This is a genomic window from Roseomonas sp. USHLN139, from assembly GCF_037145735.1.
GTDB lineage: Bacteria > Pseudomonadota > Alphaproteobacteria > Acetobacterales > Acetobacteraceae > Pseudoroseomonas.
This window is the reverse complement of record NZ_JBBCWY010000006.1, coordinates 176,264-200,838: the sequence shown is the minus strand read 5'-3', so window position 1 is coordinate 200,838 and position 24,575 is coordinate 176,264. Positions and strand designations below refer to the sequence as shown.

The 24,575-nt window shown below is 74.3% G+C and carries 21 protein-coding genes; 10 read left to right on the top strand and 11 right to left on the bottom strand.

Annotated features, from left to right (window positions below; translation table 11 throughout):
* The first annotated feature begins 166 nt into the window (after positions 1 to 166).
* Positions 167 to 1,732, top strand: coding sequence for a putative bifunctional diguanylate cyclase/phosphodiesterase (locus WFI16_RS17640; protein ID WP_419899154.1), 1,566 nt, complete (start codon positions 167 to 169; stop codon positions 1,730 to 1,732).
* Positions 1,733 to 1,765: 33 nt separating this feature from the next.
* Here WFI16_RS17640 and WFI16_RS17635 read toward each other — a convergent pair whose 3' ends face one another.
* Entirely contained in the window at positions 1,766 to 4,102 is a 2,337-nt protein-coding gene (locus tag WFI16_RS17635) for a molybdopterin guanine dinucleotide-containing S/N-oxide reductase (RefSeq protein ID WP_419899153.1), read from the bottom strand.
* A gap of 171 nt (positions 4,103 to 4,273) precedes the next feature.
* On the opposite strand from WFI16_RS17635, the gene WFI16_RS17630 reads away from it, so the two are divergent.
* Positions 4,274 to 5,143, top strand: coding sequence for an AraC family transcriptional regulator (locus WFI16_RS17630; protein WP_419899152.1), 870 nt, complete (start codon positions 4,274 to 4,276; stop codon positions 5,141 to 5,143).
* On the opposite strand, the gene WFI16_RS17625 is transcribed toward WFI16_RS17630, so the two are convergent.
* From WFI16_RS17625 to WFI16_RS17615, 3 genes are read right to left on the bottom strand one after another with little or no spacing between them, the layout of a single operon-like run.
* Positions 5,068 to 6,054 (bottom strand): biotin-dependent carboxyltransferase family protein, encoded by a 987-nt coding sequence (locus tag WFI16_RS17625; RefSeq protein ID WP_419899151.1) that lies wholly within the window; start codon positions 6,052 to 6,054, stop codon positions 5,068 to 5,070. The genes WFI16_RS17630 and WFI16_RS17625 overlap by 76 nt on opposite strands.
* A complete protein-coding gene (locus WFI16_RS17620; RefSeq protein ID WP_419899150.1) occupies positions 6,051 to 6,740 on the bottom strand; it encodes a 5-oxoprolinase subunit B family protein in 690 nt (229 codons plus the stop codon). Before WFI16_RS17620 ends, WFI16_RS17625 begins: the two co-directional genes overlap by 4 nt.
* Positions 6,737 to 7,507: a LamB/YcsF family protein gene (locus tag WFI16_RS17615; protein WP_419899149.1), complete on the bottom strand. Its 771-nt coding sequence runs from the start codon at positions 7,505 to 7,507 to the stop codon at positions 6,737 to 6,739. The genes WFI16_RS17620 and WFI16_RS17615 overlap by 4 nt, the downstream gene beginning before the upstream one ends.
* A 269-nt stretch (positions 7,508 to 7,776) precedes the next feature.
* On the opposite strand from WFI16_RS17615, the gene WFI16_RS17610 reads away from it, so the two are divergent.
* Positions 7,777 to 8,742 (top strand): DMT family transporter, encoded by a 966-nt coding sequence (locus tag WFI16_RS17610; RefSeq protein WP_419899148.1) that lies wholly within the window; start codon positions 7,777 to 7,779, stop codon positions 8,740 to 8,742.
* A 23-nt stretch (positions 8,743 to 8,765) separates the two neighbouring features.
* Here the strand turns inward: WFI16_RS17610 and WFI16_RS17605 are convergent, their stop codons facing one another.
* Entirely contained in the window at positions 8,766 to 9,848 is a 1,083-nt protein-coding gene (locus WFI16_RS17605; protein WP_419899147.1) for an LLM class flavin-dependent oxidoreductase, read from the bottom strand.
* A gap of 247 nt (positions 9,849 to 10,095) precedes the next feature.
* Here WFI16_RS17605 and WFI16_RS17600 point away from each other — a divergent pair, with 247 nt between their 5' ends.
* A complete protein-coding gene (locus WFI16_RS17600) occupies positions 10,096 to 10,458 on the top strand; it encodes a DUF6481 family protein (RefSeq protein ID WP_419899146.1) in 363 nt (120 codons plus the stop codon).
* 159 nt (positions 10,459 to 10,617) lie between these two features.
* Positions 10,618 to 10,881: a hypothetical protein gene (locus WFI16_RS17595; protein ID WP_419899145.1), complete on the top strand. Its 264-nt coding sequence runs from the start codon at positions 10,618 to 10,620 to the stop codon at positions 10,879 to 10,881.
* Here the strand turns inward: WFI16_RS17595 and WFI16_RS17590 are convergent.
* Positions 10,878 to 11,831, bottom strand: coding sequence for a DMT family transporter (locus tag WFI16_RS17590; RefSeq protein ID WP_419899144.1), 954 nt, complete (start codon positions 11,829 to 11,831; stop codon positions 10,878 to 10,880). The genes WFI16_RS17595 and WFI16_RS17590 overlap by 4 nt on opposite strands.
* A 118-nt stretch (positions 11,832 to 11,949) precedes the next feature.
* Here WFI16_RS17590 and WFI16_RS17585 point away from each other — a divergent pair, with 118 nt between their 5' ends.
* The gene (locus WFI16_RS17585; protein WP_419899143.1) at positions 11,950 to 12,834 is read left to right on the top strand and encodes an AraC family transcriptional regulator; all 885 of its coding nucleotides are present in this window, start codon (positions 11,950 to 11,952) and stop codon (positions 12,832 to 12,834) included.
* 12 nt (positions 12,835 to 12,846) lie between these two features.
* On the opposite strand, the gene WFI16_RS17580 is transcribed toward WFI16_RS17585, so the two are convergent.
* The 4 genes from WFI16_RS17580 to hflX all read right to left on the bottom strand — a co-directional run bounded on the left by WFI16_RS17580 (position 12,847) and on the right by hflX (position 17,001).
* Positions 12,847 to 13,683: an alpha/beta fold hydrolase gene (locus WFI16_RS17580; RefSeq protein ID WP_419899142.1), complete on the bottom strand. Its 837-nt coding sequence runs from the start codon at positions 13,681 to 13,683 to the stop codon at positions 12,847 to 12,849.
* Positions 13,684 to 13,748: 65 nt separating this feature from the next.
* On the bottom strand, positions 13,749 to 14,546 hold the full coding sequence (locus WFI16_RS17575; RefSeq protein WP_419899141.1) for an alpha/beta hydrolase: 798 nt from the start codon (positions 14,544 to 14,546) through the stop codon (positions 13,749 to 13,751).
* The gene (locus WFI16_RS17570) at positions 14,543 to 15,544 is read right to left on the bottom strand and encodes a Bug family tripartite tricarboxylate transporter substrate binding protein (RefSeq protein WP_419899140.1); all 1,002 of its coding nucleotides are present in this window, start codon (positions 15,542 to 15,544) and stop codon (positions 14,543 to 14,545) included. Before WFI16_RS17570 ends, WFI16_RS17575 begins: the two co-directional genes overlap by 4 nt.
* Before the next feature lie 89 nt (positions 15,545 to 15,633).
* Complete coding sequence (gene hflX / locus WFI16_RS17565; protein ID WP_419899139.1) at positions 15,634 to 17,001, bottom strand: GTPase HflX; 1,368 nt, start codon at positions 16,999 to 17,001, stop codon at positions 15,634 to 15,636.
* 179 nt (positions 17,002 to 17,180) lie between these two features.
* Between hflX and WFI16_RS17560 the strand changes: the two genes are divergently transcribed.
* The 4 genes from WFI16_RS17560 to WFI16_RS17545 all read left to right on the top strand — a co-directional run bounded on the left by WFI16_RS17560 (position 17,181) and on the right by WFI16_RS17545 (position 21,369).
* Positions 17,181 to 17,612, top strand: coding sequence for an organic hydroperoxide resistance protein (locus tag WFI16_RS17560; RefSeq protein WP_419899138.1), 432 nt, complete (start codon positions 17,181 to 17,183; stop codon positions 17,610 to 17,612).
* Between the two features lie 110 nt (positions 17,613 to 17,722).
* Positions 17,723 to 18,940: a 3-sulfinopropanoyl-CoA desulfinase gene (gene acdA, locus WFI16_RS17555; RefSeq protein ID WP_419899137.1), complete on the top strand. Its 1,218-nt coding sequence runs from the start codon at positions 17,723 to 17,725 to the stop codon at positions 18,938 to 18,940.
* A 13-nt stretch (positions 18,941 to 18,953) separates the two neighbouring features.
* Positions 18,954 to 20,297 (top strand): tetratricopeptide repeat protein, encoded by a 1,344-nt coding sequence (locus WFI16_RS17550; protein ID WP_419899136.1) that lies wholly within the window; start codon positions 18,954 to 18,956, stop codon positions 20,295 to 20,297.
* Positions 20,298 to 20,472: 175 nt separating this feature from the next.
* Positions 20,473 to 21,369 (top strand): SDR family oxidoreductase, encoded by an 897-nt coding sequence (locus tag WFI16_RS17545; protein WP_419899135.1) that lies wholly within the window; start codon positions 20,473 to 20,475, stop codon positions 21,367 to 21,369.
* Between the two features lie 10 nt (positions 21,370 to 21,379).
* Here the strand turns inward: WFI16_RS17545 and WFI16_RS17540 are convergent, their stop codons facing one another.
* The gene (locus WFI16_RS17540; RefSeq protein ID WP_419899134.1) at positions 21,380 to 24,568 is read right to left on the bottom strand and encodes a PAS domain S-box protein; all 3,189 of its coding nucleotides are present in this window, start codon (positions 24,566 to 24,568) and stop codon (positions 21,380 to 21,382) included.
* Between the last annotated feature and the right edge of the window lie 7 nt (positions 24,569 to 24,575).

The following is a 24,575-nucleotide window of genomic DNA, read 5'->3' as shown; positions in this document are numbered from 1 at the left end:
TATGCCCGTGGCCGGCCAGCGGCAACGCAGCGGGGCGGCCGGCGGCGTCCCCCCGCCGCTCGACGGCCGGCCCCGGGCGTGACAGGCTGGGCCGCCGCGCGACAACCCAGGGTTGCGCCCGGCAATGCGGGACAGGCCGATGCAGAGGACACGCCAGGCGACCCCGATGACCGAATGGAGGGCCTTCCTCATGCGGCACCGCCGGAGCCTCGGCGATCTCGGCCTGCTCTTCGCCGGCCTGGGCGTGCTGCTCTTCCTGGCGCTGGAGCTCGACATCTTCCTGTCGGAGAGCGCCGGCACGGCGCGCGCCGAGGGCCTCGAGCTCGACGAGGCGCTGGCGCTCGGCGCCTGCCTGGCGGTCGGCCTGCTGGTCTTCTCGATCCGCCGCCATCGCGAGCAGAAGCGAGAGATGCACCGCCGCCTCGTCGCCGAGCAGCAGATCCGCGCCCTGGCCTATGAGGACCCGCTGACCGGCCTGCCCAACCGCCGCCGCTTCGACGAGGCGCTGGCGGTGGCGCTGGCGGCGCCGCCCGGCGCCGGGCTGGTGCATGCGGTCCTGATGCTCGACCTCAACGGCTTCAAGCGGATCAACGACGTGCACGGCCATGGCGTCGGCGACGAGGCGCTGATGGTGGTGGCGCAACGGCTGCTCGGCGCGCTGCCGCCGGGCGACCTGGTGGCGCGGCTGGGCGGCGACGAATTCGCCATCCTGGCGCAGCACCTGCCGGGCGCCGAGGCGGCGATGAACCTGGCGCTGCGGGTGATCGAGGCGCTGGCCCCGCCGGTCGCCGCCGGCGAGGCGCAGCACGCCCTCGGCACCGGCATCGGCATCGCGCTGATCCCGCGCGACGGCGACACCGCCGCGGCGGTGCTGCGCCGGGCCGATGTCGCGCTGTACCGCGCCAAGGCCGAGCGCCGCTCGGCGCTGCGCTTCTTCGAGGCGGAGATGGACCACCATGTGCGCGAGCGCGCCCAGCTGGAGCAGGAGCTGCGCGCGGCGCTGGAGGCGGATGCCATCCGCCCGGTGTTCCGCCCGACCGTCGAGCTGCGCAGCGGCCGGGTGGTGGGCTTCGCCGCCGATCCGCACTGGGCGCATCCGCGGCTGGGCACGGTGCCGGCCGAGCGCTTCCTGGCGATCGCCGAGGAGACCGGGCTGATCCACCGGCTGGCCGACCGGCTGCTGCGGCACGCCCTCGCCGCCGCGCGCGGCTGGCCGGACGGGGTGGTGCTGTCGCTCGCCCTGCTGCCCAGCCAGCTGCGCGATGCCGGGCTGGTGCAGCGCATCGTCGCAGCGCTGCAGGAGGCCGGCCTCGACCCGGCGCGGCTGGAGCTGGAGGTGGCCGAGAGCACGCTGGTGCAGGAGCTGCAGGCGGCGCAGCAGGTGCTGGGCGCGCTGCGCGAGCACCGCATCCGCATCGCGCTCGGCAATTTCGGCACCGGCTATTCCAGCCTCTACCACCTGCGCAACTTCCGCCTCGACAAGATCCGCATCGATCGCGGCTTCGTCGAGAGCCTGCAGGATGGCGGCGAGAGCGCGCGCATCGTCAGCGCGCTGGTCGGGCTGGGCCAGGGCCTCGGCATCACCGTGACCGCCGACGGCGTCGGCAGCGAGGCGCAGCAGCGCGCCCTGCTCGGCACCGGCTGCGAGCAGGGCCAGGGCTTCCTGTTCAGCGAGGCGGTACCGGCCGAGCAGACGGCGCGCTTCTTCGACGCGGCGGCGCCGCGCCCCTGAGGCGGCGCCCGCCCGGCGGCCCGGCGGCCCCGGCTATTCCGCCGCCAGCGGCTGCGGCGCGGCGCTGTCCGCCGGCGGGTCGAAGGCGCGGATCGGCGGCAGGTTGCCGGTGAACTTCTCCACCTCGACCACGGTCAGCTGGCCGGTGCAGCCCTGCGCCAGGCCGGAGGTGCCGATGTCGCGCGTCAGCACGTTCGGATTGCCGTGCACGCAGAGGGAGACATCCTCGGCCGGGTCCTCGGGGTCGTACCAGGCGCCGGTCGGCAGCTGCACCACGCCGGGGCGGATGTCCTCGGCCACGCGCACCGCCGCCAGGCAGGCGCCGCGCTGGTTGAACAGGCGGATGATGTCGCCATCCTCGATGCCGCGGGCGGCGGCGTCGGCCGGGTGCAGGGTCGCCACCTCGCGCTCGCGCCGCTTGGCGGCGGCGCTGTGGCCGCCGAAGTCGAGCTGGCTGTGCAGCCGCGTCGCCGGCTGGTTGGCGACCAGGTGCAGCGGGGTGGCGCCGCCCGGCGCCTCCTCGGGCGGGATCCAGGTCGGGTGGCCCGGACAGTCGGCCTCGCCGAAGCCGGCGACGGTCTCCGAGAAGATCTCGATGCGCCCGCTCGGCGTCGGCAGCGGGTTGGCGTCCGGGTCCTCGCGGAAGGCGCGCCAGGGGCCGCCATCATCCGGCTCCTGCGGCAGGGCCAGGCTGCCCATCGCCCAGAATTCCTCGAAATCCGGTGCGGGCAGGCCCTTCTCCGCCAGGCCCTGGCGGGTGCGCTCATACAGATGCGCCAGCCATTCGCGGCTGCTGCGGCCCTCGGTGAAGGCCGCCTCGGTGCCGAGCCGCCGCGAGAGCGCGGCGAAGATGTCGTAATCGTCGCGCGCCTCGGCATAGGGGGGGGCGACGCGCTGCATGGCGACCATCAGCGGGTCGTGCGAGCTGTAGCCGATATCCTCGCGCTCCAGCGTCATGGTCGCCGGCAGCACGATATCGGCATGGCGCGCCGTCGCGGTCCAGGCCAGCTCGTGCACCACCAGCGTGTCGACGCGGGCGAAGGCCTGGCGCAGCCGGTTGAGGTCCTGGTGGTGGTGGAAGGGATTGCCGCCGGCCCAGTAGACCAGCTTGATCTCCGGGTATTTCCGGGTCTGGCCGTTGTAGCGGTAGTCCTGCCCCGGGTTCAGCAGCATGTCGGCGATGCGCGCGACGGGGATGTAGTTGCCGTGCCGGTTGCGGCCCTGCGACAGGGTCGGGCTCGGCACCGCGTTCGCCCGGCGGCCGTAATAGCCGATGGCGCCCAGCGCATAGCCATAGCCGCCGCCGGGCAGGCCGATCTGGCCCAGCGCCGCCGCCAGCACCGCGCCCATCCACACCGGCTGCTCGCCATGCTCGGCGCGCTGCAGCGCATGCGCCACGGTGACCAGCACCCGCTTGCCGTGCAGCCGGCGGGCCAGGGCGACGATCTCCGCCGCCGCGACGCCGGTGATCGGCGCCGCCCAGGCGGCATCCTTGGGCTGGCCGTCGGCCTCGCCCATCAGGTAGCGCTCGAACACTGCCCAGCCGGTGGTGTAGCGGTCGAGGAAGCCGCGGTCGTGCAGCCCCTCCGCCACCAGCGTGTGGACCAGGGCCAGCATCAGCGCGGTGTCGGTGCCGGGCGTGTTGGCGATCCACTCGGCGCCGGCCTCCTCGGGGAGGTCGCTGCGCAGCGGGCCGATCAGGACGAAGTCGCAGCCGCGTGCGCGCGCCGCCTGCATCGCCGGGCGCTCGACATGCTCGCTGATGCCGCCGCCGGCGACCATCGCGTTCTTCAGCGCCATGCCGCCGAAGGCCAGCACCAGCTCGGTCTGCGTGGCGATCTGGTCCCAGGTGACGTTGTGCTTGGTCAGCGCCTCGTAGTTGCCGAGGATATGCGGCACGATCACCGAGGCCGCGCCCGAGCTGTAGCTGTTGACCGAGGCGACATAGCCGCCGAGCGCGGTGTTCAGGAAGCGGTGGATCTGGCTCTGTGCATGGTGGAAGCGCCCGGCGCTGGCCCAGCCATAGGAGCCGCCATAGACCGCGCCCGGCCCGTGGCGGTCGCCGACGCGGCGGATCTCGGCGGCCAGCAGGTCGAGCACCTGGTCCCATTCCATGGCGACGAACTCGTCGCGGCCGCGCTGCCGGTCGGGGCCGGGGCCACGCTCCAGCCAGCCGCGCCGCACCATCGGCCGGGCGATGCGCGCCGGATGCCGCAGGGCGGCCGGGAAATTGTCGAGGATGCCGTTCGGGTCCGGGTCGCCGGGATGCGCCTGGATCACCAGCCCGTCCTCGCCCAGCGCCGCCTTGAACACGCCCCAGTGCGAGCTGTGCTGGCGGAAATCGGCGGCGGTCGGAGCCTTGTTGCCCATGGCGAGCTTCCCTGTCTGGCGCGCAGAACGGTGCGCGGCCGGCGATCTTGCGCGAAGCGCCGGCGGTTGCAAGCCTTTCGCCTGGCGCGGCGGCTTTCCCGGGGCGCGGCGCCCTGGCTATACCGTGCCTGGACCGGCGGCCGGGACCCGCCGCGGCAGGGGAGGGCGGCCATGCTCTGGGAGACCATCGCGCCGCCCGCCGATGTCGCGGCGCCGCAGCCGATGCGGGTGCGCGCCCAGTCGATCCCGCCGCGCCATCACTTCCCCGAGCATGCCCATGCCTGGAAGCAGGTGGTCTATGCCGTCTCCGGCGTGCTCACCGTGGCGGTGGCGGGGCGCTCCTTCGTCATCTCGCCGGAACAGGCGGTCTGGCTGCCGACCGGGCTGGCGCATCGCGTCGGCTCGCTGCTCGGCGCCGAGTTCCGCAGCCTGTGGATCGCCGACAGTGCCGGCGCCGGCCTGCCCGACAGCCCGACGGTGTTCGGCGTCTCGCCGCTGCTGCAGGCGCTGATCCTGGAGGCGGCGGCGATCGAGGGCGCGGCCGATCCCGATGGCTATGCCGGCCGCGTCGGCGTGCTGATCCTCGACCAGCTGCGCCGCGCCCGGCCGCTGCCCGGCGCCCTGTCGGGGGCGCTGTCCTGGCCGCGCGGCGGGCCGCTGAGCACGGTCTGCGAGGCGCTCTACGGCAATCCGGCCGATCCGCGCGGGCCCGAGGAATGGGGCCGCGCGCTCGGCATGTCCGGCCGCACCCTGGCCCGCCGCTTCGAGGCGGAGCTGGGGATGAGCCTGCGCTCCTGGCGGCGGCGGCTGCGGCTGTTCAAGGCGATCGAGCTGCTCGGCGGCGGGCTGGACGTGACCCGCACGGCGATGCAGCTCGGCTATGCCTCGACCTCGGCCTTCATCTATGCCTTCCGGGCGGAGATGGGCTGCAGCCCGCGCGCCTATGGGCGCGGCCGCGCCGCCGGTCAGCCGGCCGCGGCGCCCGACTCCCTGGCCCCTGCCTCTCCGCCCGAGGCGGCCTGCCGCAGCATCGCCAGGTAGCGGCGCTGCGCCAAAGTGCGGCTGCGCACCAGGCCGATCGCCTGGGCCGGCGACACCGCCTGGAAGCGCAGCCGCTGCCGGCTGCGCAGCTGCACGAAGCTGTCCAGGCTGGTCGACAGCACGGTGGCGATCTTCGGATAGCCGCCGGTGCTCTGGTGGTCGGCCAGCAGCACCGTCGGCACCGCATCGCCCGAGACCTGCACCGAGCCGCGGGCGATCGGCTCCGAGGGCATGTCGAGCGCGGCATTGGGCGGCAGCGCCGGGCCGGTCAGCCGCACGCCCATGCGGTCATAGGCGTCGCTCAGCGCATAGGTGGCGCCGAGGAAGGTGGCGATGGTCTCGGGCGCGAAGAAGCGGTCCTGCGGGCCCAGCACCACCGGCACCTCGGCAGGCGGCCGCGCCCAGACCGGCAGCGGGATGGCGCGCGGCGCCAGCCGCCGGGTGTCCTCGATGGTGATGGTCTGGCCCTCGGCCAGCAGCCCGCCGCCCAGCCCGGTCGGGCCATGGGTCGACAGGCTGTCGAGCCAGGGCGCCACCTGCAGCCGGCCGGCGAAGGCCAGGTAGGTCCAGCAGCCCCAGAAGCCGGGGCGGATGGTCAGGCGGCTGCCGGCGCGCAGCGTCAGCACGCTCCAGGCGCCGTGCCGGGCGCCGTCCAGCATCACCTGGAAGCCGCCGCCGGCCACGGCGAGGCTGACCTCGCCCGCCTCGCAGGCCAGCGTCAGCCCGCCGGGCGAGATCTCGATGGCGCCGGCGTCCTCCGGATTGCCCAGCGCGGCCTGGGCGGCGGCGAAGCTGGCGCGGTCCATCGGGCCCGAGGTCGGCACGCCGAAGCGCAGCTTGCCGAAGCGGCCGGCATCCTGGAAGCTGACATGCGGGCCGGCCTGGGTGACGGTGAGGCGGGCGGTGCTCATGCGCGGCTTTCCGCCTCGAACTGGTCGCGGGTGATGCGGGTGAAGCGCACGCTGTCGCCGACATCGAAGAGGAAGGGCCGGTCGCTGTCGCCGCCCTCCAGGATGCGGGTCGGCGAGCGGCCGATATTCCACCAGCCATTCGGCATGATCATGGTGGTGACCAGGCATTGCGGCCCGGCGATGGTGACGCTGCCGGCCGGCGTGCCGCGCACCGGCGCGGTCTTGCGCGGCTGGCGGATCGCCTCGGGCACCCCGGCCAGATAGGCATAGCCGGGGGCGAAGCCATACATGTAGACGCGGTAGTCGCCGGCCAGATGCGCGGCGATCACCGCCTCGGTGTCGAGCCCGGTCGCCGCGGCGACCTGCGCCAGGTCGGGCGCCAGCTCGGCCTCGTAGCAGACGCGCACCTCGCGCAGCGGGCCGGGCCGGGCGACGCCGTCCGGGCCGCCGAGCAGGCGGCGCAGCGCCGCCTCGACGCTATCGTGGTCGGCCAGCATCGGGTCGAAGCGGACCAGGATGTTCACATAGGCCGGCACCGCCTCCAGGAAGCCGGGCACGCTGGCGGGCGAGAGCTGGGCATCCAGCCGCAGCACCCGGTCATGCACGGCGCGGTCGATGCGGTCGCCGAACTCGACCAGCAGCGCGTGGTCGGCGACCGGCCGGAACACCGGATCGGCAGCACTCATGGCTTGGCGAGGAACGGCGCCACGGTGATGCCGGCCTCGTTCAGGCGGCGGCGGATGTGCTGGGCCATGGCCACCGCGCCGGGGCTGTCGCCGTGCACGCAGACCGAGACGGCGTCGAGCTTGATGGGCGGCCCATCGACCACCGGCATCAGCCCGGTCTCGAGGAATTCGATCAGCCGGGTCGCCGCCTCCTCGGGGTCGTGCAGCATGGCGTCGGGCCGGCTGCGCGGCACCAGCTGGCCGTTCGACAGATAGCCGCGATCGGCGAAGATCTCGCTGAAGGTGGGCAGGCCGGCCGCGCGCCCGGCGCGGTCCAGCGCGGTGCCGGAGATCGCCAGCAAGGCGAGGTCCGGCGAGATGGCCTTCACCGCGCGGGCGACGGCGGCGGCGACCTCGGGCTCGGCGGCGGCCCAGTTGCCCAGCGCGCCATGCGTCTTGACGAAGCGGATCTCGGTGCCGACCAGGGCGGCGGCGCCCATCAGCGCGCCGACCTGGGTGGCGACCAGCCGCTCGACCTCGCCCATCGTGTGCGGGATCAGCCGGCGGCCGAAGCCCTCGCGGTCGGCGAAGCCCGGATGCGCGCCGGCGACGACGCCCTGCTCGCGCGCCAGGGTCAGCGTCCTGAACATGGTCTCGGGGTCGCTGGCATGCGCGCCGCAGGCGATATTGGCGCTGGTGACGACCCGCAGCAGCGCGGCGTCGTCGCCCATCTGCCAGGGGCCGTAGCTCTCGCCGAGATCGGAATTCAGGTCGATCGTGCGCGCCATGGGGCTGTCCTCACCGGTTCGCGCCGATCCTATGGCGGGACCGGCGTGGCCGCCAGGGGGGGCGCCCAGGGGGAGGCACCGGGGGGGCGACAGGGGAGGGGTCGCGGCGCCGGCGCGTGGCGCGGCCGGCCTGGGCAGCCGGAAGGCCATCGGCGGCTCCCGGGCCGGGACATGGTCGCGGAACAGCGCGGCATGGCCGGTCGGTCGCCTGGCCATTCCTGCCCGATATCACAGCGAAAACTATGACAGGTGGTGAACGATCACCTAGCATGGTCCGCGCAACGGCGAAGGACGACAGCCCGATGCAGACGCCGGAAGCCCTGCGCCGCCGCCTGGCCTGGCTGCGCGCGGGACCGGGCGCCGCCCTCCCCCTGGCCGAGCCGCATCCGCAGCCCGACCTGAAGCGCGCGGTGCTGATCATGCTGGCCGGCATCGCGCTGTTCTCGGTGCTGAACGGCGTGGTGAAGGACCAGGCGCAGCGCTTCCCGGTCAACCAGATCACCTTCTTCCGCAATGCCTTCGCGCTGCCGCCGCTGCTGCTGATCCTGGCGGCCGGCGGCAGGATCCACCGGCTGCGCATGCGCCAGCCGCTGCGCCACCTGACCCATGCGGCGAGCATGACGCTGGCGCTGATGCTGGCCTATCTCGGCTTCCGCCTGCTGCCGCTGGCCGAGACCACCGCCATCTCCTTCATCCGCCCGCTGATCGTCACCGCGCTGGCGGCGCCGCTGCTGGGCGAGCGCGTCACCTGGATCTCCTGGCTGGCGGTGCTGCTCGGCTTCGCCGGGGTCATCATCGTCGTGCAGCCGGGCGCCGGCGAGATCATCGCCATCGGCGCGCTGTATTCCCTGGCCGGCGCCTTCATCGGCGCGCTGAACACGCTGCAGCAGCGGGCGCTGTCGCTGACCGACCACACCATCGGCATCGCCGTCTGGTACATGGCGATCTCCTCGGCCATGCTGCTGCCGACCCTCTTCTTCTGGTGGGTGACGCCGGGGCTGGCCGATCTGCTCGGGCTGATCGGCATGGGGGTGGCCTCGGGGCTGTGCACCTATCTGGTCATGCGACCGCTGGCCTATGCGGGTGCTGCCGCCCTGGCGCCGGTGCAATATACCGGGCTGCTCTGGTCGATCGTCATCGGCTATCTGTGGTTCGGCGACGTGCCGGGCACCGCGGTGCTGCTGGGCTCGGCGGTGGTGATCGCGGCGACGCTGCTGGTGCTGCGCCGCCGCTGAGGCTGCCGTGCCGCCGGCGCGGCTCAGCCGACCGCTTCGGCGACCGGCGCCGGGGCCAGGTCGGGCGCCTGCCGGGGGGCCAGCTGGCGCAGCACCGGCAGCACTTCGCGGCCGAAGCGCTCCAGCGAGGCCAGCACGCGCGGCGCGGGCAGGCCGGTGAAGCCCATGTAGAGGCTCCAGTGGCTGGGGGCGAGCAGCTCGAAATCCTCGACCAGCCGGGCGGTGACCTGCGCGGCCGGGCCGATCGGCGCATTCTCCAGCAGCCAGTCGATGCTCGGCTCGCCCTCGAAGGGGACTTCCCGCATGAAGGCGCCGTCGCGCGGCGGCACGGCGTCGCGCAGCGACAGGGTGGTGCGCATGAAGCGCAGCATGCCCTCGGCGGCGCGGCGCTGCTCGGCCGGGTCGTCGGTGACGAAGACATAGCGCTGGATGGCGAGCTTCAGCGCGCTGTCCGGCAGGCCGTGCTGGCGCAGGGCGGCCAGCAGCTTCTCGCGCATGCCGAGCGCCGCCGCGGCCCGGCGATGCCCCTGGCTGATGAACAGCGAGGCGCCGGCGCGGGCGGCCCGCGCCAGCAGCCTCGGCTCGCCGCCCGCCAGGAACAGCGGCGGCATTTCTCCTGGATAGGCCGCGATCGGCGCGTCGGGCACCTGGTAATGGGTGCCGTCGAGCTGCACCCGGCCGGTGGTCAACCCGCGCTCGATCAGCGCCCAGCCCTCCTCGAGGATCGCCGTCCGCTCCGCCATCGGGATGGAATAGGTCGAGAATTCATGCGGCTGGTGGCCGGTGCCGAGGCCGAGATTGACCCGGCCCCCGGTCAGCGCCTGCAGCATGCCGAGCTCCTGCACCACGCGCAGCGGGTGGTGCAGCGGCAGCACCACCACGGCCGGGCCGAGCCGCAGGGTCTTCGTCACCGCTGCGCAATGGGCGACCATCATCAGCGGCGAAGGGCAGACCGAGTGACTCGTAAAATGGTGCTCGGCGAACCAGGCGGCGTCGAAGCCGAGCTGCTCGGCCAGCCGCACCTTCTCGACCGTCATGCCGAGGATCTCGGCCGGCGTCTCGTCGGCGCGGTTCTGCGACATCAGGTTGAACAGGGCGATGTCCATGGCAGGCGGGCTCCGGCGTCGTCGTCAGGGATGGAATGTTGCAGTGCGGAAGCGAACGGCCGCCGTCAAGGGGGGCGACGGGCTTGTCCGGCGGCCGGTGGCCTCCCTACATGCCCGGCCAGGCCCCTCGCAGGGCTGCCCCGGCGAAGTATCCGTCGACGCGGCGGCGCATCGGGCGTAAGTCTGGGCCCGCTCCGGCCGGTCTGGCCGGCGGGGCAAGGAAGTCACGATCCATGGGGACGTTTTCTTGCGTAATACGAACTACGGCAATGTGAACCAGCGGCTGGATGATGCCGCCAAGGCCAAGCGCGCGATGCTGGAGGCCTTCAAGGCCCGGCCCGCCGCCGATGATGCGGAAGTGGCGGCGCGGCGTGCCGAGCGCCTGGCCATCGCCGAGGCCCGCGAGGCCCGCCAGGCCGCCAAGCGCGCCGAGCGCGAGGCCGCCCAGGAGGCCGCCCGCCAGGCGCGCGCCGCCGAGGCCGCCGCGAAGCTGGCGGAGGAGGAGGCCGCCGCGGCCGCCCGCATCGCCAATGCCCGCAAGCGCCCGAGCATCACCGCCCTGCTGGCCAGCCATGAGGCGGCCAAGGCGGCGCGCAAGGGCGGCCGCTGACCGGCCCAGGGTATCGGGCCGGGTAGGGATCGGGGAGAAGCGCCGCCACGGCGGCACTTGTCCCCGCGTTTCACCGCTATCCACGTTATCCCCATCTCGCTGCCCGCCGCGTTCCGGTCCATGCAGGGACCGGACCGACGGGCAGCCGAGGAGGGCGCGATGGACTGGGAGCGACAGACGGGCGTCAGGATCACCGTGAACGGCGCCGATGACGTCGCCGTCGAGGCGGCGGCCGGGGAGCTGCGCGCCCGCTTCGGCAACCGCTTCGCCGTGGTCGGCCGGCGCCGCCAGCGTTCGCGCGGCGCGGTCGAGGTCGAGGCCATGCTGCTGGTCAGCGTCACCGCCAGCGAGGATGCCGGGGCGGCGGACCTGCTCGACCTGCTCTATGCCGGCCGCGCGCCGGTGCCCGCCGCCGCGGCCTAGCCGCGCGCCTTGTCCGGCCCCGTTCCCGGCGCCGTTTCCGGCTCTGGGCCGGGCGGGACCGGGCGGGCGGGCCGCGACCGCAGCGGGCCGCGCCAGAACATCACCAGATTGCCGAGCAGCGTCAGCCCGAGGCCGGCGAGCGCCGCCGCGTCCCAGCGATAGCCCTCGAAGACGGTCGAGAGCGACAGCGCCACCACCGGGAAGAGCACGGTCGCATAGGCGGCGCGCGACGAGCCGATCCGCGCCACCAGCATCAGATAGGCGGTGAAGCCGATCACCGAGCCGACCACCGCCAGGTAGAGCAGCGCCGCCAGGTAGCGCCCGTCGGGCGGCGCCACCATCGGCGTGCCGGTCAGCCCGATCAGGCCGAGCAGCAGCGCCGCGCCATAGGACATGCCCCAGGCATTGGCGGTGAGGGGCGAGATGCCGGCGGCGCTGTTGCGGCGCGAGACCATGTTGCCCAGCGAGAAGAGCAGCGTGCCCAGCGCCGCCAGCCCGACGCCCCGCAGCGTGTCGCCGCCGGGATGCAGCAGGCCGTCGCGGCCGAACAGCAGCAGCAGCCCGCCGACCCCGAGCAGCGCCGCCAGCAGCGTGCGCCCGGCGATGCGGTCGCCGAAGAACAGCCGGGCATTGACCGCGTTGCCCAGCGTCGACAGCGAGAAGATCACCGAGAGCAGCCCCGAGGGCAGGTGCGCGGCGGCGCCGTAGAAGCAGAGGAAATTGCCGCTGAACAGGCACAGCGCCTGGGCCAGCAGGAAGGGCTGGTGGCGCCAGCCCGGCAGCGGCAGCCGCCGCAGCGCCGCCAGCAGCGGCAGCAGGATCGCCGCCGCCGCGGCGAAGCGGTAGAAGACCGAGACCGGCACCGGCACCGGCCCGACCTGCCAGGCGATGGCGATCCAGGTGCTGCCCCAGATCAGCACGGTGGTGAGGAAGAGAAGCAGGTTCTGCATGCGGCGCGCTCTAGCAGCCGCGCGCCGCCCGGGTTTGCAGGATCTTGCGGCCGATGCCGCTTGCCGCCGCGCGCGCCGCGCCGCATCCTGGCGCCTCCCCAGCCGCCGGTCGCCGCCGATGCCTTCCAAGCCCTGCACCGTGGCGGCGGCGCTGTCCGCCTCGCGGGCGCGCCTGCTGCACGGCCTGCCGCTCGGCGCCGGACGCGCCGCCGCGATCTGGCGCAACAGCCATGACCGCGTCTTCTATGCGCGGCCCGAGGGGCACACGCTCAGCCTCTATCTGCAGGGCGGCGAGGGCACCCGCCGCCTGGGGCGGCAGGCCGGGCCGGGCCATCCCGGCGCGGTCTGCATCATGCCGGAGGCGCAGTCCTCCGACTGGGAGATCACCGACCCCTTCGCCTTCGTGCATCTCTATCTGCCGGATGCGGCGCTGCGCAGCGCCTTCGCCGAGACCTTCGACCGCGACGCGCGGCTGATGGCGCTGCCGGACCTCACCTTCGGCGAGGCGCCGGTTTTGGCCGCCGCGCTGCGCCGGCTGGCGGCGGCGCTGGTGGCGGGGGACGCGGCGGCGGCCGATGCGGCGGTGGCCGAGGCCATGCCGGCCGCCCTGGCGCTGTCGGCCGGCCAGCGGCTGCCGGTGGTGAAGGGCGGCCTGGCCCCGCATCTGCGGCGCCGGGTGGTCGAGCATGTCGAGGCGCATCTCGACACCGCGCTGCGGCTGGACGCGCTGGCGGCGCTGGCCGGGCTCAGCGCCTTCCACTTCCAGCGCATGTTCCGCCTGAGCCAGGGTGTCTCGCCGCAGGGCTGGATCCTGCAGCGCCGGCTGGCGCGGGCCCGGCTGCTGCTGCGCGGCGCCCTGCCGGTCGCCCGCATCGCCCCGGCCTGCGGCTTCTCCAGCCAGAGCCACCTGACCCGCGCCTTCCGGGCGGCCACCGGGACCACGCCGGCGGCCTATCGCCAGGCCGTCCGGGCGCCGGCAGCGGCCGACCGCCCGGCCGCGTAAGGCCCGCTGGGCTCAGCCTCCGGCTGCGGCCTCCAGCGGCAGCAGCGCGGCCAGCGTCGCGTTGAAGGCCTCGGCCGCCTCGAAGGCCACCCAGTGGCCGGCGCCGGGGATGATGCGCAGTGGCGCCGCCGGGCAGAGCTCCGCGAAGAGGCGGATGCGCTCCTCCATATAGGGATAGGCGATGGCGTCGCGCTCGCCATAGATCACGGCCAGCGGCCGCTCGATGCGCGGCAGCAGGTCGCGCACGGCGGCCTCGCCGACCACCTTGCGGCTGCGCAGCCGGGCGTGGTCGCTGTTCCAGGCCTGGATCGCCAGCGCCAGCTCGTCGATCGCCGCCGGGTCGGCCAGCATCAGGCTGGCCAGGTTGGCGCGATGCGCCGCCAGGCGCTCGGCGCCGTGGCGGTCGCGCACCGGCAGCAGCGGCGTCGGGTCGCGCCGCAGCCCGAGCGCGCCGCAGCCGACCAGGGTGACGCTGTCCAGCAGCGCGCCATGCGCAGCGGCGAGATGCGCCGCGATCACCGCGCCGAAGGAGAAGCCGACCAGGTCGGCCGGGGTGCCGCCGGCCTGCTGGCGGAGGCCCTCGGCCAGCGCCCCGGCGATCTCCCACAGGCCGGCGCCCGGCGGCGGCGGGTCGGACTCGCCGAGCCCCGGCGTGTCCGGCGCCAGCACCCGCCGGCTGCGGGCGAGGAAGGGGATGGTGCGCGCCCAGTGCCGCCAGGAGCCGGCGCCGCCATGCAGCAGCAGCAGCGGCGGCCCGTCGCCCCATTCATGCCAGACGATGCGGCCGCCGCCGAAGGCGGTCTCGCTGCGGCGGGCGGAGGCTTCCAGGGCGTCGAGGATCGGGTGCATGGGCCGGATGATCGCGCTGCCCCGGCGGGCTGGCAATCGCCGGCCCGGCCGGTCAGTCCTGCCGGTCAGCGCGGCATCCAGTCCGCCAGCACCCCGGCGGCCGCCGCGCTGTGCTCGCCGAGCATCAGGCAGTGCGGCGCCTCGGGCAGCAGGCGATGCGTGCCGCCGAGGAAGCCAGCGATCGCCGCGTCCTGCCCGGCCGGGTGGCGCGCGGCATCGTCGCGCCCGGCCTCCAGCACCAGCACCGGCCGCCCGCGCAGCGCCGCCGGATCGACCCGGATACGCAGCGCATAGCGGTCGTTCAGCGCGCGCGGGCTCTCGGCGCAGAGGCTACCCAGCCAGGCCTCCTTCAGCGGCGAGGGCGGCGGCCGGCCGCCCATCCAGCGCTCGATGGCGATGGCCTCGGGCGGCGGCGGCAGCAGCGCGCCCTCGGGCACTTCCGGCACCGCTTGCACCCCCGGCAGGTTGCCGGGCGGCGAGGGGGCGAGCAGCGCCAGCCCGGCGCAGGGGGCGCCAGCGGCGGCGGCGGCCAGCACCACCAGCGCGCCCAGGCTGTGCCCGACCAGCACCGGCGCGCGGCCGGTCTCCTGCTGCAGCAGCGCCGCGGCCTCAACCACGTCGGCGGCATAGTCGAGCACGCCGGTGGTGGGCGGGAAGCCGGCGGCGGCCAGCGCGCCATGGCCGCGCAGGTCGAGCGCGGCGCTGGCCAGGCCGCGCGCCGCCAGCAGGGCGCGCCATTCGGTCCAGCAGGCGGCGGCGTGGTAGCCGCCATGCACCAGCAGCAGCGGCGCGGTGGTGGCGTCCCAGGCGGCGGGCGGGTGCAGCAGCGCCTGCGACAGGCGCCGCGGCGGCGGCACGCTCACTCCGGCTCGATCCGGGCGATGCGCACCCATTCGCGCCAGCGCGCCGTGTCGGCGGCCAGGAAGTCGCGCGCCGCATCGAGGCCGAGGCTGCGCGGGGTCAGGCCCTGTTCCTCAAAGGCATTGCGGACCTCGGGCGCGGCGACGGCCTCGGCCATCGCCGCATTGGCGCGGGCCAGCAGGGCGGGCGGCGTGGCGGCGGGGGCGGCCAGGCCCATCCAGCCCTCCATCGCGAAGCCGGGCAGCGTCTCGGCCACCGCCGGGATCTCGGCGCGGCGCGGATTGCGCTGCGGCGCGCTGGTGGCGAGGGCGCGCAGCCCGCTGCCCTCCTGCAGGGCGGGTGCCGCCGACAGCGCGTCGAGGAAGGCGAAGGCCACCTCGCCGCCGCGCAGGTCGGTCAGGATCTGGGTGACGTTGCGGTAGGAGACGCCGGTCAGCTCGGTGCCGGTCGCCTCCCGCAGCAGCTCGGCCGGCACGCGGGAGGAGGAGGAGTAGTAGCCGAAGAACAGCCCGCCCTGCTTCGCCTTCGCCGCCGCCACCAGCTCGGCCACGGTGCGGTAGGGCGCGCGGGCGTCGGTCACCAGGATCGAGGCGAAGCTGCCGAACAGCCCGACCATGGCGAAGTCGCGCACCGGGTCATAGGGCAGCTTCTTGAACAGGAAGGGATTGGCGGCGTGGGTCGAGTTGGTGGCCAGGACGAAATTATGCCCGTCGGCCGGCATCGACTTGGCGGCGTCGGTGCCGATCACCGCGCCGGCGCCGGGCCGGTTCTCCACCACCACCGGCTGGCCGCGCCGCTCCAGGAAGCGGCCGAAGACGCGGGCGGTGAAATCGGCGCCGCCGCCGGGGGCGGAGGGGACGATGATGCGGACCGGCCGCGCCGGCCAGGCCTCCTGCGGGGTCTGGCCAGTCTGCGGGGTCGTCTGGGCCTGCGCCCGGCCGGTGCCGGCGGCCAGGGCCAGGGCAAGACCGGCCGCGGCGCGGCGGCGGATCGTCAGCATCGTTTCACTCCGAGTCTTTGTCGGCGGAAAGAGAATACCGCCAGGCCCGGGCTGCAAGGGGTAATCCGCGGCCGCCCCCCCCCCGCCGGTCAGCCCTCCGGCGCGGCCATGCGGCGCTGCAGCCGGGCGATGGCGCCGGGCAGGCCGCGCACCTGCAGCACGCGGCCGCGCTCGTCGTAATCCTCGGCCAGCACGCGGACGCTGTCATAGATCTCGCCGATCAGCCCCTGCCGGGCATAGGGCAGCGACAGGGTGGCCTCCTCCATCTCCGCCTCGAAGAAGCCGATGATGCGGTCGTGCAGCGCGCTGACATCCTCCGGCGCATGGGCGGAGAGCATGATCGCCTCCGGGTGCTTGGCGGCGAGTTCGGCGCGGCGCCCTTCCTCCACCCGGTCCATCTTGTTCAGCACCAGGCGCGAGGGCACCGCATCGGCGCCGATCTCGCGCAGCACGCTGCGGCTGACCTCCAGCTGCGCCTCGTAGGTCGGGTCGGAGGCATCGACGACGAAGAGCAGCAGCGAGGCCTCCAGCGCCTCGGTCAGGGTCGAGCGGAAGGAGGCGACCAGGTCGTGCGGCAGCTGCTTGATGAAGCCCACCGTGTCGGAGACCAGCACGCGCGGCCGCGTCTCCGGCTGCAGGATGCGCACCGTGGTGTCGAGGGTGGCGAAGAGCTTGTCCTCGACCAGCACCGCGCTGCCGGTCAGCGCCCGCATCAGCGAGGACTTGCCGGCATTGGTATAGCCGACGAGGGCCACCCGCAGCTGGTCGCGCCGCGCCGCGCGGCGGTTGTCGCTGTCGCGCTGCACCGCCTCGAGCTGGCCGCGCAGCTCGGCCAGGCGGTCGCGGATCTTGCGGCGGTCGAGGTCGAGGGTGGTCTCGCCGGCGCCCGGCCCCTGCTGCCGGCCGCCGCCGCCGGAGGATTCGCGCAGCCGGGGTGCGACGTATTTCAGCCGCGCCATCTCCACCTGCAGCTTCGCCTCGCGGGTCTTGGCGTGGCGGTGGAAGATCTCGACGATGACGCCGGTGCGGTCCAGCACCTCGGCGCCGGTCGCGCGCTCCAGGTTGCGGATCTGGCTGGGCGAGAGCTCGTGGTCGACGATCACCACATCGGCGCGCGGCGGCGCTGCGTCCTCGCCGTCGCTGTCCCCGGTGGCCGCCGCCGCCCCGGCCGCGCCCTCGAAGCGGGCGCGCGCCTTGGCGCGGGCGGCCGGCGCCATCGAGGTGACCTGCCCGTCGCCGCCGGTGAAGCCGGCCAGCTCGGTCAGCTTGCCGCTGCCCAGCAGGGCGCCGGCGCCGGTGCCCTCGCGCCGCTGCGACACCTGGCCGACGACCTCGTAGCCCAGCGTCTTCACCAGCCGGCCGAGCTCCTCCAGGCTGGCGGCATGGGCGATGTCGTCGACCTCGGGCAGCTGGATGCCGACGAGGACGGCGCGGGGGGTGGGCGCTTTGGTTTCCATGCCCCCGCCATAGCACGCCGCGCGCCGAGGCGCCGCCTCACGCGATCCTGAGGTTGCGCCCCGCCGGCCGGGCTGCGACGCTCCGCCCGCGAATCCGTGAACCGGCGCCCGCGGCGCCCTGGCCGCCGCCTCCCGGTGGCGGGGGGCGGCGCGCGGCGCGCAACCCGATGGAGTCCGACATGCCGGTTGAAGCCAAGTACAAGACGACGGCCACCGCGACGGGCGGCGGCCGTGACGGCCGGACCAGCCTGGCCGATGGCACGATGGACCTGCAGCTCGTCGTGCCGAAGGAGCTCGGCGGCCCGGGCGGCGACGGCGCCAATCCCGAGAAGCTGTTCGCGCTCGGCTATTCGGCCTGCTTCCTCGGCGCCATGCGCGTCGCCGCCGGCCAGCTCAAGACCAAGCTGCCCGAGGGCACCACGGTGACCGCCACCATCGGCATCGGCCCGCGCTCCGAGGGCGGCTTCGGCATCACCGCCGCGCTCGACGTGCTGCTGCCCGGCATGGCCGAGGCGGAGGCGAAGCAGCTGGTCGAGACCACCCACGGCATCTGCCCCTATTCCAACGCCATCAAGGCCAGCGTCGACGTGGTGACCACCACCCGCGGCTGAACCGCCCGGCGCGGCGGCGGGGCAGCGCGCCCCGCCGCCGCCCGGCGCCGCTTTGACTTCCTGCCCGCAGGTGACATCCTCCCCGGCAAGAACAATCCGGGGAGGATGCCATGTTCACGCTCACCGCCGCGCAGCTGCGGCTGCAGGGCCTGGCGCGCGAGGTCGCCGAGAGCGTCCGCGGCCGCGCCGCCGAGACCGACCGCAGCGAGCGCTACCCGTGGGACACGGTGCGCGACATGACCGCGGCCGGGCTGATCGGCTACACCATCCCGAAGACGCATGGCGGCCAGGGCGGCAGTTTCCTCGACGCCGTCATCATCGTCGAGGAGATGGCGCGCGTCTGCGGCGTCACCGGCCGCATCGCCGTCGAGGCGAACATGGGCGCGATCTCCGCCATCATGCGCTACGGCACCCCGGCGCAGCAGAAGCTGGCGGCCGAGACCGTGCTGGCCGGCGACAAGCCGGCGATCTGCATCACCGAGCCCGAGGCCGGCTCGGCCGCGACCGAGATGACCACCGCCGCGGTGAAGCGCGGCGACAGCTATGTGCTGAACGGCCGCAAGCACTGGATCACCGGGGCCGGGGTCTCCAAGCTGCACCTGGTCTTCGCCCGCGTCTTCGACGAGCAGGGCCAGGCGCAGGGCATCGGCGGCTTCATCATCCTGCGCGACGATCCGGAGGCGCTGGCGGCGCGCGGCTTCCGCATCGGCCAGCGCGAGCCGACCATGGGGCTGCGCGGCATCCCCGAGGCCGAGGTGATCATGGAGGACCATGTGGTCCCCGCCGCCATGGCGCTGCAGCCGCCCGGCGGCTGGGGCCGCGGCTTCGCCGAGCTGATGAACGCCTATAACAGCCAGCGAGTCGGCGCCGGCACGGTGGCGCTCGGCATCGCCCAGGGCGCCTTCGAGGCGGCGCTGGACTATGCCAAGTCGCGCCACCAGTTCGGCCGGCCGATCGGCGAGTTCCAGGGCCTGCAATGGATGCTGGCCGACATGTCGATCCAGCTCAACGCGGCGCGGCTGGCGCTCTACCACGCCGCCGCCAGCGCCGATCCCTTCCCCGACCCACTGCTGGCGGCGCAGGCCAAGGTGCTGGCCTCCGAGATGGCGATCAAGGTGACCAACGACGCGCTGCAGGTGTTCGGCGCGCGCGGCTATTCCCGGAACCAGGCGCTGGAGCGGATGTGCCGCGACGCTCGCATGTTCACCATCGGCGGCGGCACCGCCCAGGTGCTGCGCACCCAGATCGCCGGCCGCCTGCTCGGCTGGAAGCTGCCGCAGACCCGCGACGGCCACGCCCCGCCGGCCGGCCGGCTGGCGGCCGAGTGAGGGGGGCGCGGCGATGATGCGCGATCCCCAGGGCTATCCGCTCTCGACCGACAGCGCCGCGGCGGCGGCGCTCTACGGCCAGGCGCAGCGGGCGCTGCTCGAATACCGGCTCGATACCATGGCGACGATCAAGGCGGCGGTCGCCGCCGATCCGGATTTCGCGCTGGCGCATTGCCTGCGCGGCTGCCAGTTCATGATGTACGGCTCCTTCTCCGTCCTGCCGCAGGCAAAGTCGGCGCTGGCGGCGGCCGAGGCGCTGGCGGCGCGCGCCACGCCGCGCGAGCGGCAGCACATCGCGGCGCTGCGGCACTGGAGCGAGGGCCGGGTCGGCGCCGCCATCACCACCTGGGAGGCGCTGCTGGCCGAGCATCCGCGCGACATCGTCGCGCTGCGGCTGCACCACTTCAACTGCTTCTGGTCCGGCCGCCAGCATGCGCTGCGCGGCGGCCCGGCGGCGCTGCTGGAGGCCTGGTCGGAGGACCTGCCCGGCTACGGCAATGTGCTGGGCATGCTGGCCTTCGGCCATGAGGAATGCGGCCAGTACCGCGAGGCGGAGCGCCTCGGCCGGCTGGCGGTGGAGCGCAACCCGGACGACCTCTGGGCGATCCATGCCGTCGCCCATGTGCTGGAGATGGAGGACCGCCAGAACGAGGGCATCGCCTGGCTGTCGCGGCCGGTCGAGGCCTGGTCGGACCGCAACCCCTTCAAGGGCCATCTCTGGTGGCACCTGGCGCTGTTCCACCTGGAGAAGGAGGAGCACGAGCAGGTGCTCGCCCTCTACGACCGGTCGGTGCAGAATGACGGCTCGACCTTCTATCTCGACATCCAGAACGCCGCCTCGCTGCTGGCGCGGCTGGCGCTGCGCGGCGTCGATGTCGGCACCCGCTGGGAGGCGCTGGCCGATTTCGCCGAGAAGAGCATCGGCGACCACGCGCTGATCTTCACCGACCTGCACTACATGATGGCGCTGGCGCGCACCGGGCGCTTCGCGGCGGCCGAGCGGCTGCTGCGCTCGATGGAGGAATATGCCGCGGCCGGCACCGCCGATGCCGCGCCGGTGGCACGCGGGCTCGGCCTGCCGCTCTGCCGCGGCATCCTGGCCTATGAGCAGGGCGACTATGCCGCCGCCATCGGCCATCTGGCGCCGCTGCACAATGACGACGCGCCGATCGGCGCCAGCCATGCGCAGCGCGACATCGTCGACCAGTATCTGATCGAGGCGACGATCCGCGCCCGGCGGCTGGGCCAGGCGCGGATGCTGCTGGCCGAGCGGTCGCGGCTGCGGCCGCGCAACCAGGCCGCCGCGGCGCGGCACCGCGCGGTGGTCGCGCAGCTGCAGGGCGAGGCGCGCACCTAGCCGGAAGGCGGGAGAGCCGGGGGATGCGCCAGTAGAAGACAAGCTGAATCGCGGCCGCTGTTCTTTTCCGTACTATGCCGGGTTGAAGATGATCCCGGGAATTCTTCCGCTTTGTCGGCAACAACCTCGGCGGGCGATGCGTTCCAGGCGCATCCCCCCCGATGGAGTTGCCCGCATGTCCGATGACCGCACCACCATGCAGGATCCGCGCTACCAGTATCCGCGCCCGCCCTTCGACCGCCAGCCGCAGCCGGCCCCCGGCCTCGCCGCCAAGATGGAGCCGCGCCCCGACCATGGCGAGGAGAGCTACCGCGGCCATGGCCGGATGGCGGGGCGCAAGGCGCTGATCACCGGCGCCGATTCCGGCATCGGCCGCGCCGTCGCCATCGCCTTTGCCCGCGAGGGCGCCGATGTCGCGCTGAGCTACCTGGAGAGCGAGGAGGCCGATGCGCGCGAGGTCGTGGCGCTGGTCGAGGCGGCCGGCCGCAAGGCGCTGGCGCTGCCCGGCGACGTCACCTCGGAAGCCTATTGCCGCCGGCTGGTGGAGGAGGCGGAGCGCGGGCTCGGCGGCCTCGACACGCTGGTCGTCAATGCCGGGCGGCAGCAGACCCGCCCCTCGGTCGAGGCGCTCAGCAGCGAGGATTTCGACCGCACGATGAAGACCAATCTCTACGCGCTGCACTGGCTCGCCCAGGCGGCGGCGCCGCGGCTGCCGCCGGGCGGCGCGGTGATCACCACCGCCTCGGTGCAGGCCTATGAGCCCTCGGCCATCCTGCTCGACTATGCCACCACCAAGGCGGGTATCGTCGCCTATACCAAGGGCCTGTCGAAGCAGCTGATCGAGCGTGGCATCCGGGTCAATGCGGTGGCGCCCGGCCCGTTCTGGACGGTGCTGCAGCCGAGCGGCGGCCAGCCGCCGGAGAAGGTGGAACAGTTCGGCGCGCACAGCGCCTTCGGCCGGCCCGGCCAGCCGGTCGAGCTGGCGCCAGTCTATGTGCTGCTGGCCTCGCAGGAGGGCAGCTTCATCACCGGCGAGGTCTATGGCATCACCGGCGGCGCCGGCATCGCCTGAGGCCAGCGGCTCAGCCGCTGGCGGGCAGGCCCAGCGCCTGCGCCAGGGTGGCGACGAGGCGGCGCAGCTCCACCGGCTTCTGCAGCCGCGGCAGGTGCTGCAGCCCCTCGGGGATCACCGCCTCGTCATAGCCGGTGATCACCAGCAGCGGCACGCCCTGCTGCCGCAGGCGCTCTACCAGGCGGAAGCTCGGCCCGGCGCCCAGGTTGATGTCGACCACCGCCGCGGTCGGCGATGCGGTCGGCGCCGCCGCCAGCGCCGCCAGCGCTGCTGGCTCGCTGCCCCAGGGCCCGATCACCTCGGCGCCGGCGCCGCGCAGCGCATGGGCGGTGTCGCTGGCCAGGTAGTAGTCATCCTCCAGCACCAGCACGCGCTGGCCGCGGAGATCGGCCTCGCCGCTCATGTCGAGGCTGCCGCCGAAGATTCCGGCCGGGACCGGCGCGCCGGTCTCCAGCAGGCTGGCGCCGCCCTGCAGCGGGAATTCCAGCCGGCAGCGCGCGCCCTCGGGACCGAGCACCAGGCTGCCCTGGCCCTGCAGCTCATAGGGCAGCAGCCCCTCGATCAGCTCGCTGCCGAAGCCGCGGCGGCGCGGCAGGCCGGCGGGCGGCAGCGTGACGCCGCTCTCCTGCCAGTCGAGCCGCAGCCAGTCGCCCGCCTCCCGCCGCGCCACCTGCCAACGCACCGCGAGGCGCCCCTCCGGCACCGCGAAGGCGCCGTGCTTCAGCGCGTTGGTGGCCAGTTCGTGCACCGCCAGCGTCAGCACCTCGGCCGCCTTGGCGGAGAGCAGCAGCTCCGGCCCGGCGATGTCGAACTGCCGCTCCTCGCCGGCGGCGGCGACCAGCTCGTCGCGGATCACCGCATGGATGCTGGCGCCCATGTTGGCGGAGCGGGTCAGCAGCGCCTGCACCCGCGCCAGCGTCAGCAGCCGGCCGGACATCAGGTCGCGATATTCCTCGACGCTGCCGGCGCTGCGCGCGGTGCGGCTGGCGACCGAGCGGATCACCGCCATGATGTTGCGCACCCGGTGCTGCAGCTCGGCCAGCAGCACCGCCTGGTGCTCGGCCAGCAGCCGCGCCTCGGTGACGTCGCGGGCGATGGCGGCGATCCGCCGCACCACGCCGCCATCGTCGCGCAGCGGGAAGCCGGTGCTGCGGATCCAGCGGAAGGAGCGGTCGCGGGCGCGGAAGATGCGGTATTCCTGCACCACGGTCTCGCCCTGCGCCACCTGGGCGACGCGGCGCGCGGCGGCCTCGCGCTCCTCCGGCACGATCAGCGCGTGCAGCAGCATGGGGTCGCCATAGACCGCCTCGGGCGTGACGCCATAGACCGCCTCGATCGCCGGGCTGGCATATTCGAAGGCGTAGCTGGCGGCGTCGCGGATCCACAGCGCGTCGGAGGAGGAGGCGGCGAACTGGCGGAAGCGCTCCTCGCTCTGCTGCAGCGCCGCGCCGCTGCGCTTCAGCGCGTCGATATCGGCGACCACCGGGACCTGGCCGGTGACCCGGCCCTCGGCGTCGCGGATCGGCACGGCGGAGAACTGGGTCCAGACCTCGCGCCCGTCCTCCTGGGTGTAGAGCATCTCGATGCCGGGCACGACGGTCTCGCCGCGCAGCGCGCGGGCGCCGGGGAAGTCGCGCGCGGCCAGCGGCGCGCCATCGGCGCCCTGGCCGCGCCAGCGCCACAGGCGCTCGGGATCGGTCGACGGCATCCGCCCGCTCGGCATGAAGCGCCGCATCTCGGGATTGGACAGCACCAGCCGGCCGGCGCGGTCGACGATGCCGACGCCGATCGGCAGCACCTTGAAGATGGCGGCGAGCTGTTCCTCGTTGCGCCGCGCAGCCGCGGCGGCGCGGGCATGCTCGACCGCGGCCCAGCTGCGCTCGGCGATCTCCTGCAGCAGCAGCGTCTCCTCGGCGCTCCAGGCGCGCGGCGCCGCCTGCTGCGCATAGAGCAGCGCCACCCAGCGGCCCGCCTGCAGCACCGGCACCGCCAGGCCTGCGCGCCAGCCGCCCGGCATCGGCTGCGGCGCCGCGGCGATCGCCAGCACCTGCCCGGCCTCGGCATGGCCTCGCAGCGCGGCGCCGAAGGCCTCGACCGGGTGGCAGCCGGCGGCGCCGGGCAGGACGCCGTTGCTCCAGTCGCGGCCGATCCGCAACCGGGTGCCCTCCGCCGTGACCTCGGCCAGGCCGCAGCGGTCGACGCCCAGATGCCGGCCGAGCTGCTCGCCGGCCAGCGCCATCAGCTGCTGCGGATCGGCCTCCGGCTGCAGCGCGTCGCCCAGGCGCAGCAGCAGCGCCTGGCGCGCCTGCAGGCCGCGCAGCGCCTCCTCCGCCTGGCGGCGGGCGGTGATGTCGCGCGCCATGCCGATCCATTCGAGGATCTCGCCGGCCGCGTCGAGGATCGGGACCGCGCGCGAATGCGTCCAGGCCAGGCTGCCATCCGGCCGGCGCACGCGATGCTCCATGTCGAAGGGGCAGCGGCCCTGCACCGCCTCGCGGATGCGCTGCCGGACCGCCGGCTGGTCCTCGGCCAGGATGTAGCGGTCGAGCCAGGTGGTGCTCGGCCGCGGCGTGCCGGCGAGGAAGCGGCCGCCCTCCAACTCGCGCATCTCCCGCCAGTCCGGGCTCATGCGGTAGCTGACATCCGGCGAGGCGGCGGCGAAGGCGCGGAAGCGCGCCTCGCTGTCGCGCAGCCGCTGCTCGTCCTGCACGCGCCGGGTGACCTCGACGAGGGTGACCAGCACGCCCGCCACCGGGGGCGCCACCCCCGGCGCCGGGGCCGCGCCGCGCACCGGCGAGACGGTCAGGTCGAACCAGGCCGGCCCGGCGCCGGCGCCGCGCGGCAGCGGCTCGGCCAGGAAGGTCTGCGCCTCGCCCCGCAGTGCCGCCGCGCGGGCCGGCACGGTGAAACGGTCCAGCGCCGGCCAGCCCGCCAGGCCCGCCTGGCCCAGCCCGGCCGGCAACGGGGAGCCGGCCAGGGCGGCGAAGGCAGGGTTGTGGATCTGCAGCTGCCGGGGTCCCCAGAGCAGCGCCATGCCCAGCGGCGCCCCCAGGATCAGCTCCACCACCGCCTGCAGCGCCTCCGGCCAGGCAGGGCAGGGGCCAAGGGCGGTCGAAGCCCAGTCGAAGCGCCGCACCTGCTCGGCCGGCGCCACTGCGCCAGCAGGCCAGCCGGGCGGTGTCACGAAGTCATTGGCCATGCCGCAC

What these genes read in the sequence shown, in the direction of transcription:
- WFI16_RS17590 (WP_419899144.1), bottom strand. Translation starts at nt 11,831, where the DNA reads ATGCAGAACCTGCTTCTCTTCCTCACCACCGTGCTGATCTGGGGCAGC.
- acdA (WP_419899137.1), top strand. Translation starts at nt 17,723, where the DNA reads ATGTTCACGCTCACCGCCGCGCAGCTGCGGCTGCAGGGCCTGGCGCGC.
- hflX (WP_419899139.1), bottom strand. Translation starts at nt 17,001, where the DNA reads ATGGAAACCAAAGCGCCCACCCCCCGCGCCGTCCTCGTCGGCATCCAG.
- WFI16_RS17635 (WP_419899153.1), bottom strand. Translation starts at nt 4,102, where the DNA reads ATGGGCAACAAGGCTCCGACCGCCGCCGATTTCCGCCAGCACAGCTCG.
- WFI16_RS17545 (WP_419899135.1), top strand. Translation starts at nt 20,473, where the DNA reads ATGTCCGATGACCGCACCACCATGCAGGATCCGCGCTACCAGTATCCG.
- WFI16_RS17585 (WP_419899143.1), top strand. Translation starts at nt 11,950, where the DNA reads ATGCCTTCCAAGCCCTGCACCGTGGCGGCGGCGCTGTCCGCCTCGCGG.
- WFI16_RS17580 (WP_419899142.1), bottom strand. Translation starts at nt 13,683, where the DNA reads ATGCACCCGATCCTCGACGCCCTGGAAGCCTCCGCCCGCCGCAGCGAG.
- WFI16_RS17625 (WP_419899151.1), bottom strand. Translation starts at nt 6,054, where the DNA reads ATGAGCACCGCCCGCCTCACCGTCACCCAGGCCGGCCCGCATGTCAGC.
- WFI16_RS17540 (WP_419899134.1), bottom strand. Translation starts at nt 24,568, where the DNA reads ATGGCCAATGACTTCGTGACACCGCCCGGCTGGCCTGCTGGCGCAGTG.
- WFI16_RS17620 (WP_419899150.1), bottom strand. Translation starts at nt 6,740, where the DNA reads ATGAGTGCTGCCGATCCGGTGTTCCGGCCGGTCGCCGACCACGCGCTG.
- WFI16_RS17640 (WP_419899154.1), top strand. Translation starts at nt 167, where the DNA reads ATGACCGAATGGAGGGCCTTCCTCATGCGGCACCGCCGGAGCCTCGGC.
- WFI16_RS17570 (WP_419899140.1), bottom strand. Translation starts at nt 15,544, where the DNA reads ATGCTGACGATCCGCCGCCGCGCCGCGGCCGGTCTTGCCCTGGCCCTG.
- WFI16_RS17630 (WP_419899152.1), top strand. Translation starts at nt 4,274, where the DNA reads ATGCTCTGGGAGACCATCGCGCCGCCCGCCGATGTCGCGGCGCCGCAG.
- WFI16_RS17595 (WP_419899145.1), top strand. Translation starts at nt 10,618, where the DNA reads ATGGACTGGGAGCGACAGACGGGCGTCAGGATCACCGTGAACGGCGCC.
- WFI16_RS17610 (WP_419899148.1), top strand. Translation starts at nt 7,777, where the DNA reads ATGGTCCGCGCAACGGCGAAGGACGACAGCCCGATGCAGACGCCGGAA.
- WFI16_RS17560 (WP_419899138.1), top strand. Translation starts at nt 17,181, where the DNA reads ATGCCGGTTGAAGCCAAGTACAAGACGACGGCCACCGCGACGGGCGGC.
- WFI16_RS17615 (WP_419899149.1), bottom strand. Translation starts at nt 7,507, where the DNA reads ATGGCGCGCACGATCGACCTGAATTCCGATCTCGGCGAGAGCTACGGC.
- WFI16_RS17605 (WP_419899147.1), bottom strand. Translation starts at nt 9,848, where the DNA reads ATGGACATCGCCCTGTTCAACCTGATGTCGCAGAACCGCGCCGACGAG.
- WFI16_RS17550 (WP_419899136.1), top strand. Translation starts at nt 18,954, where the DNA reads ATGATGCGCGATCCCCAGGGCTATCCGCTCTCGACCGACAGCGCCGCG.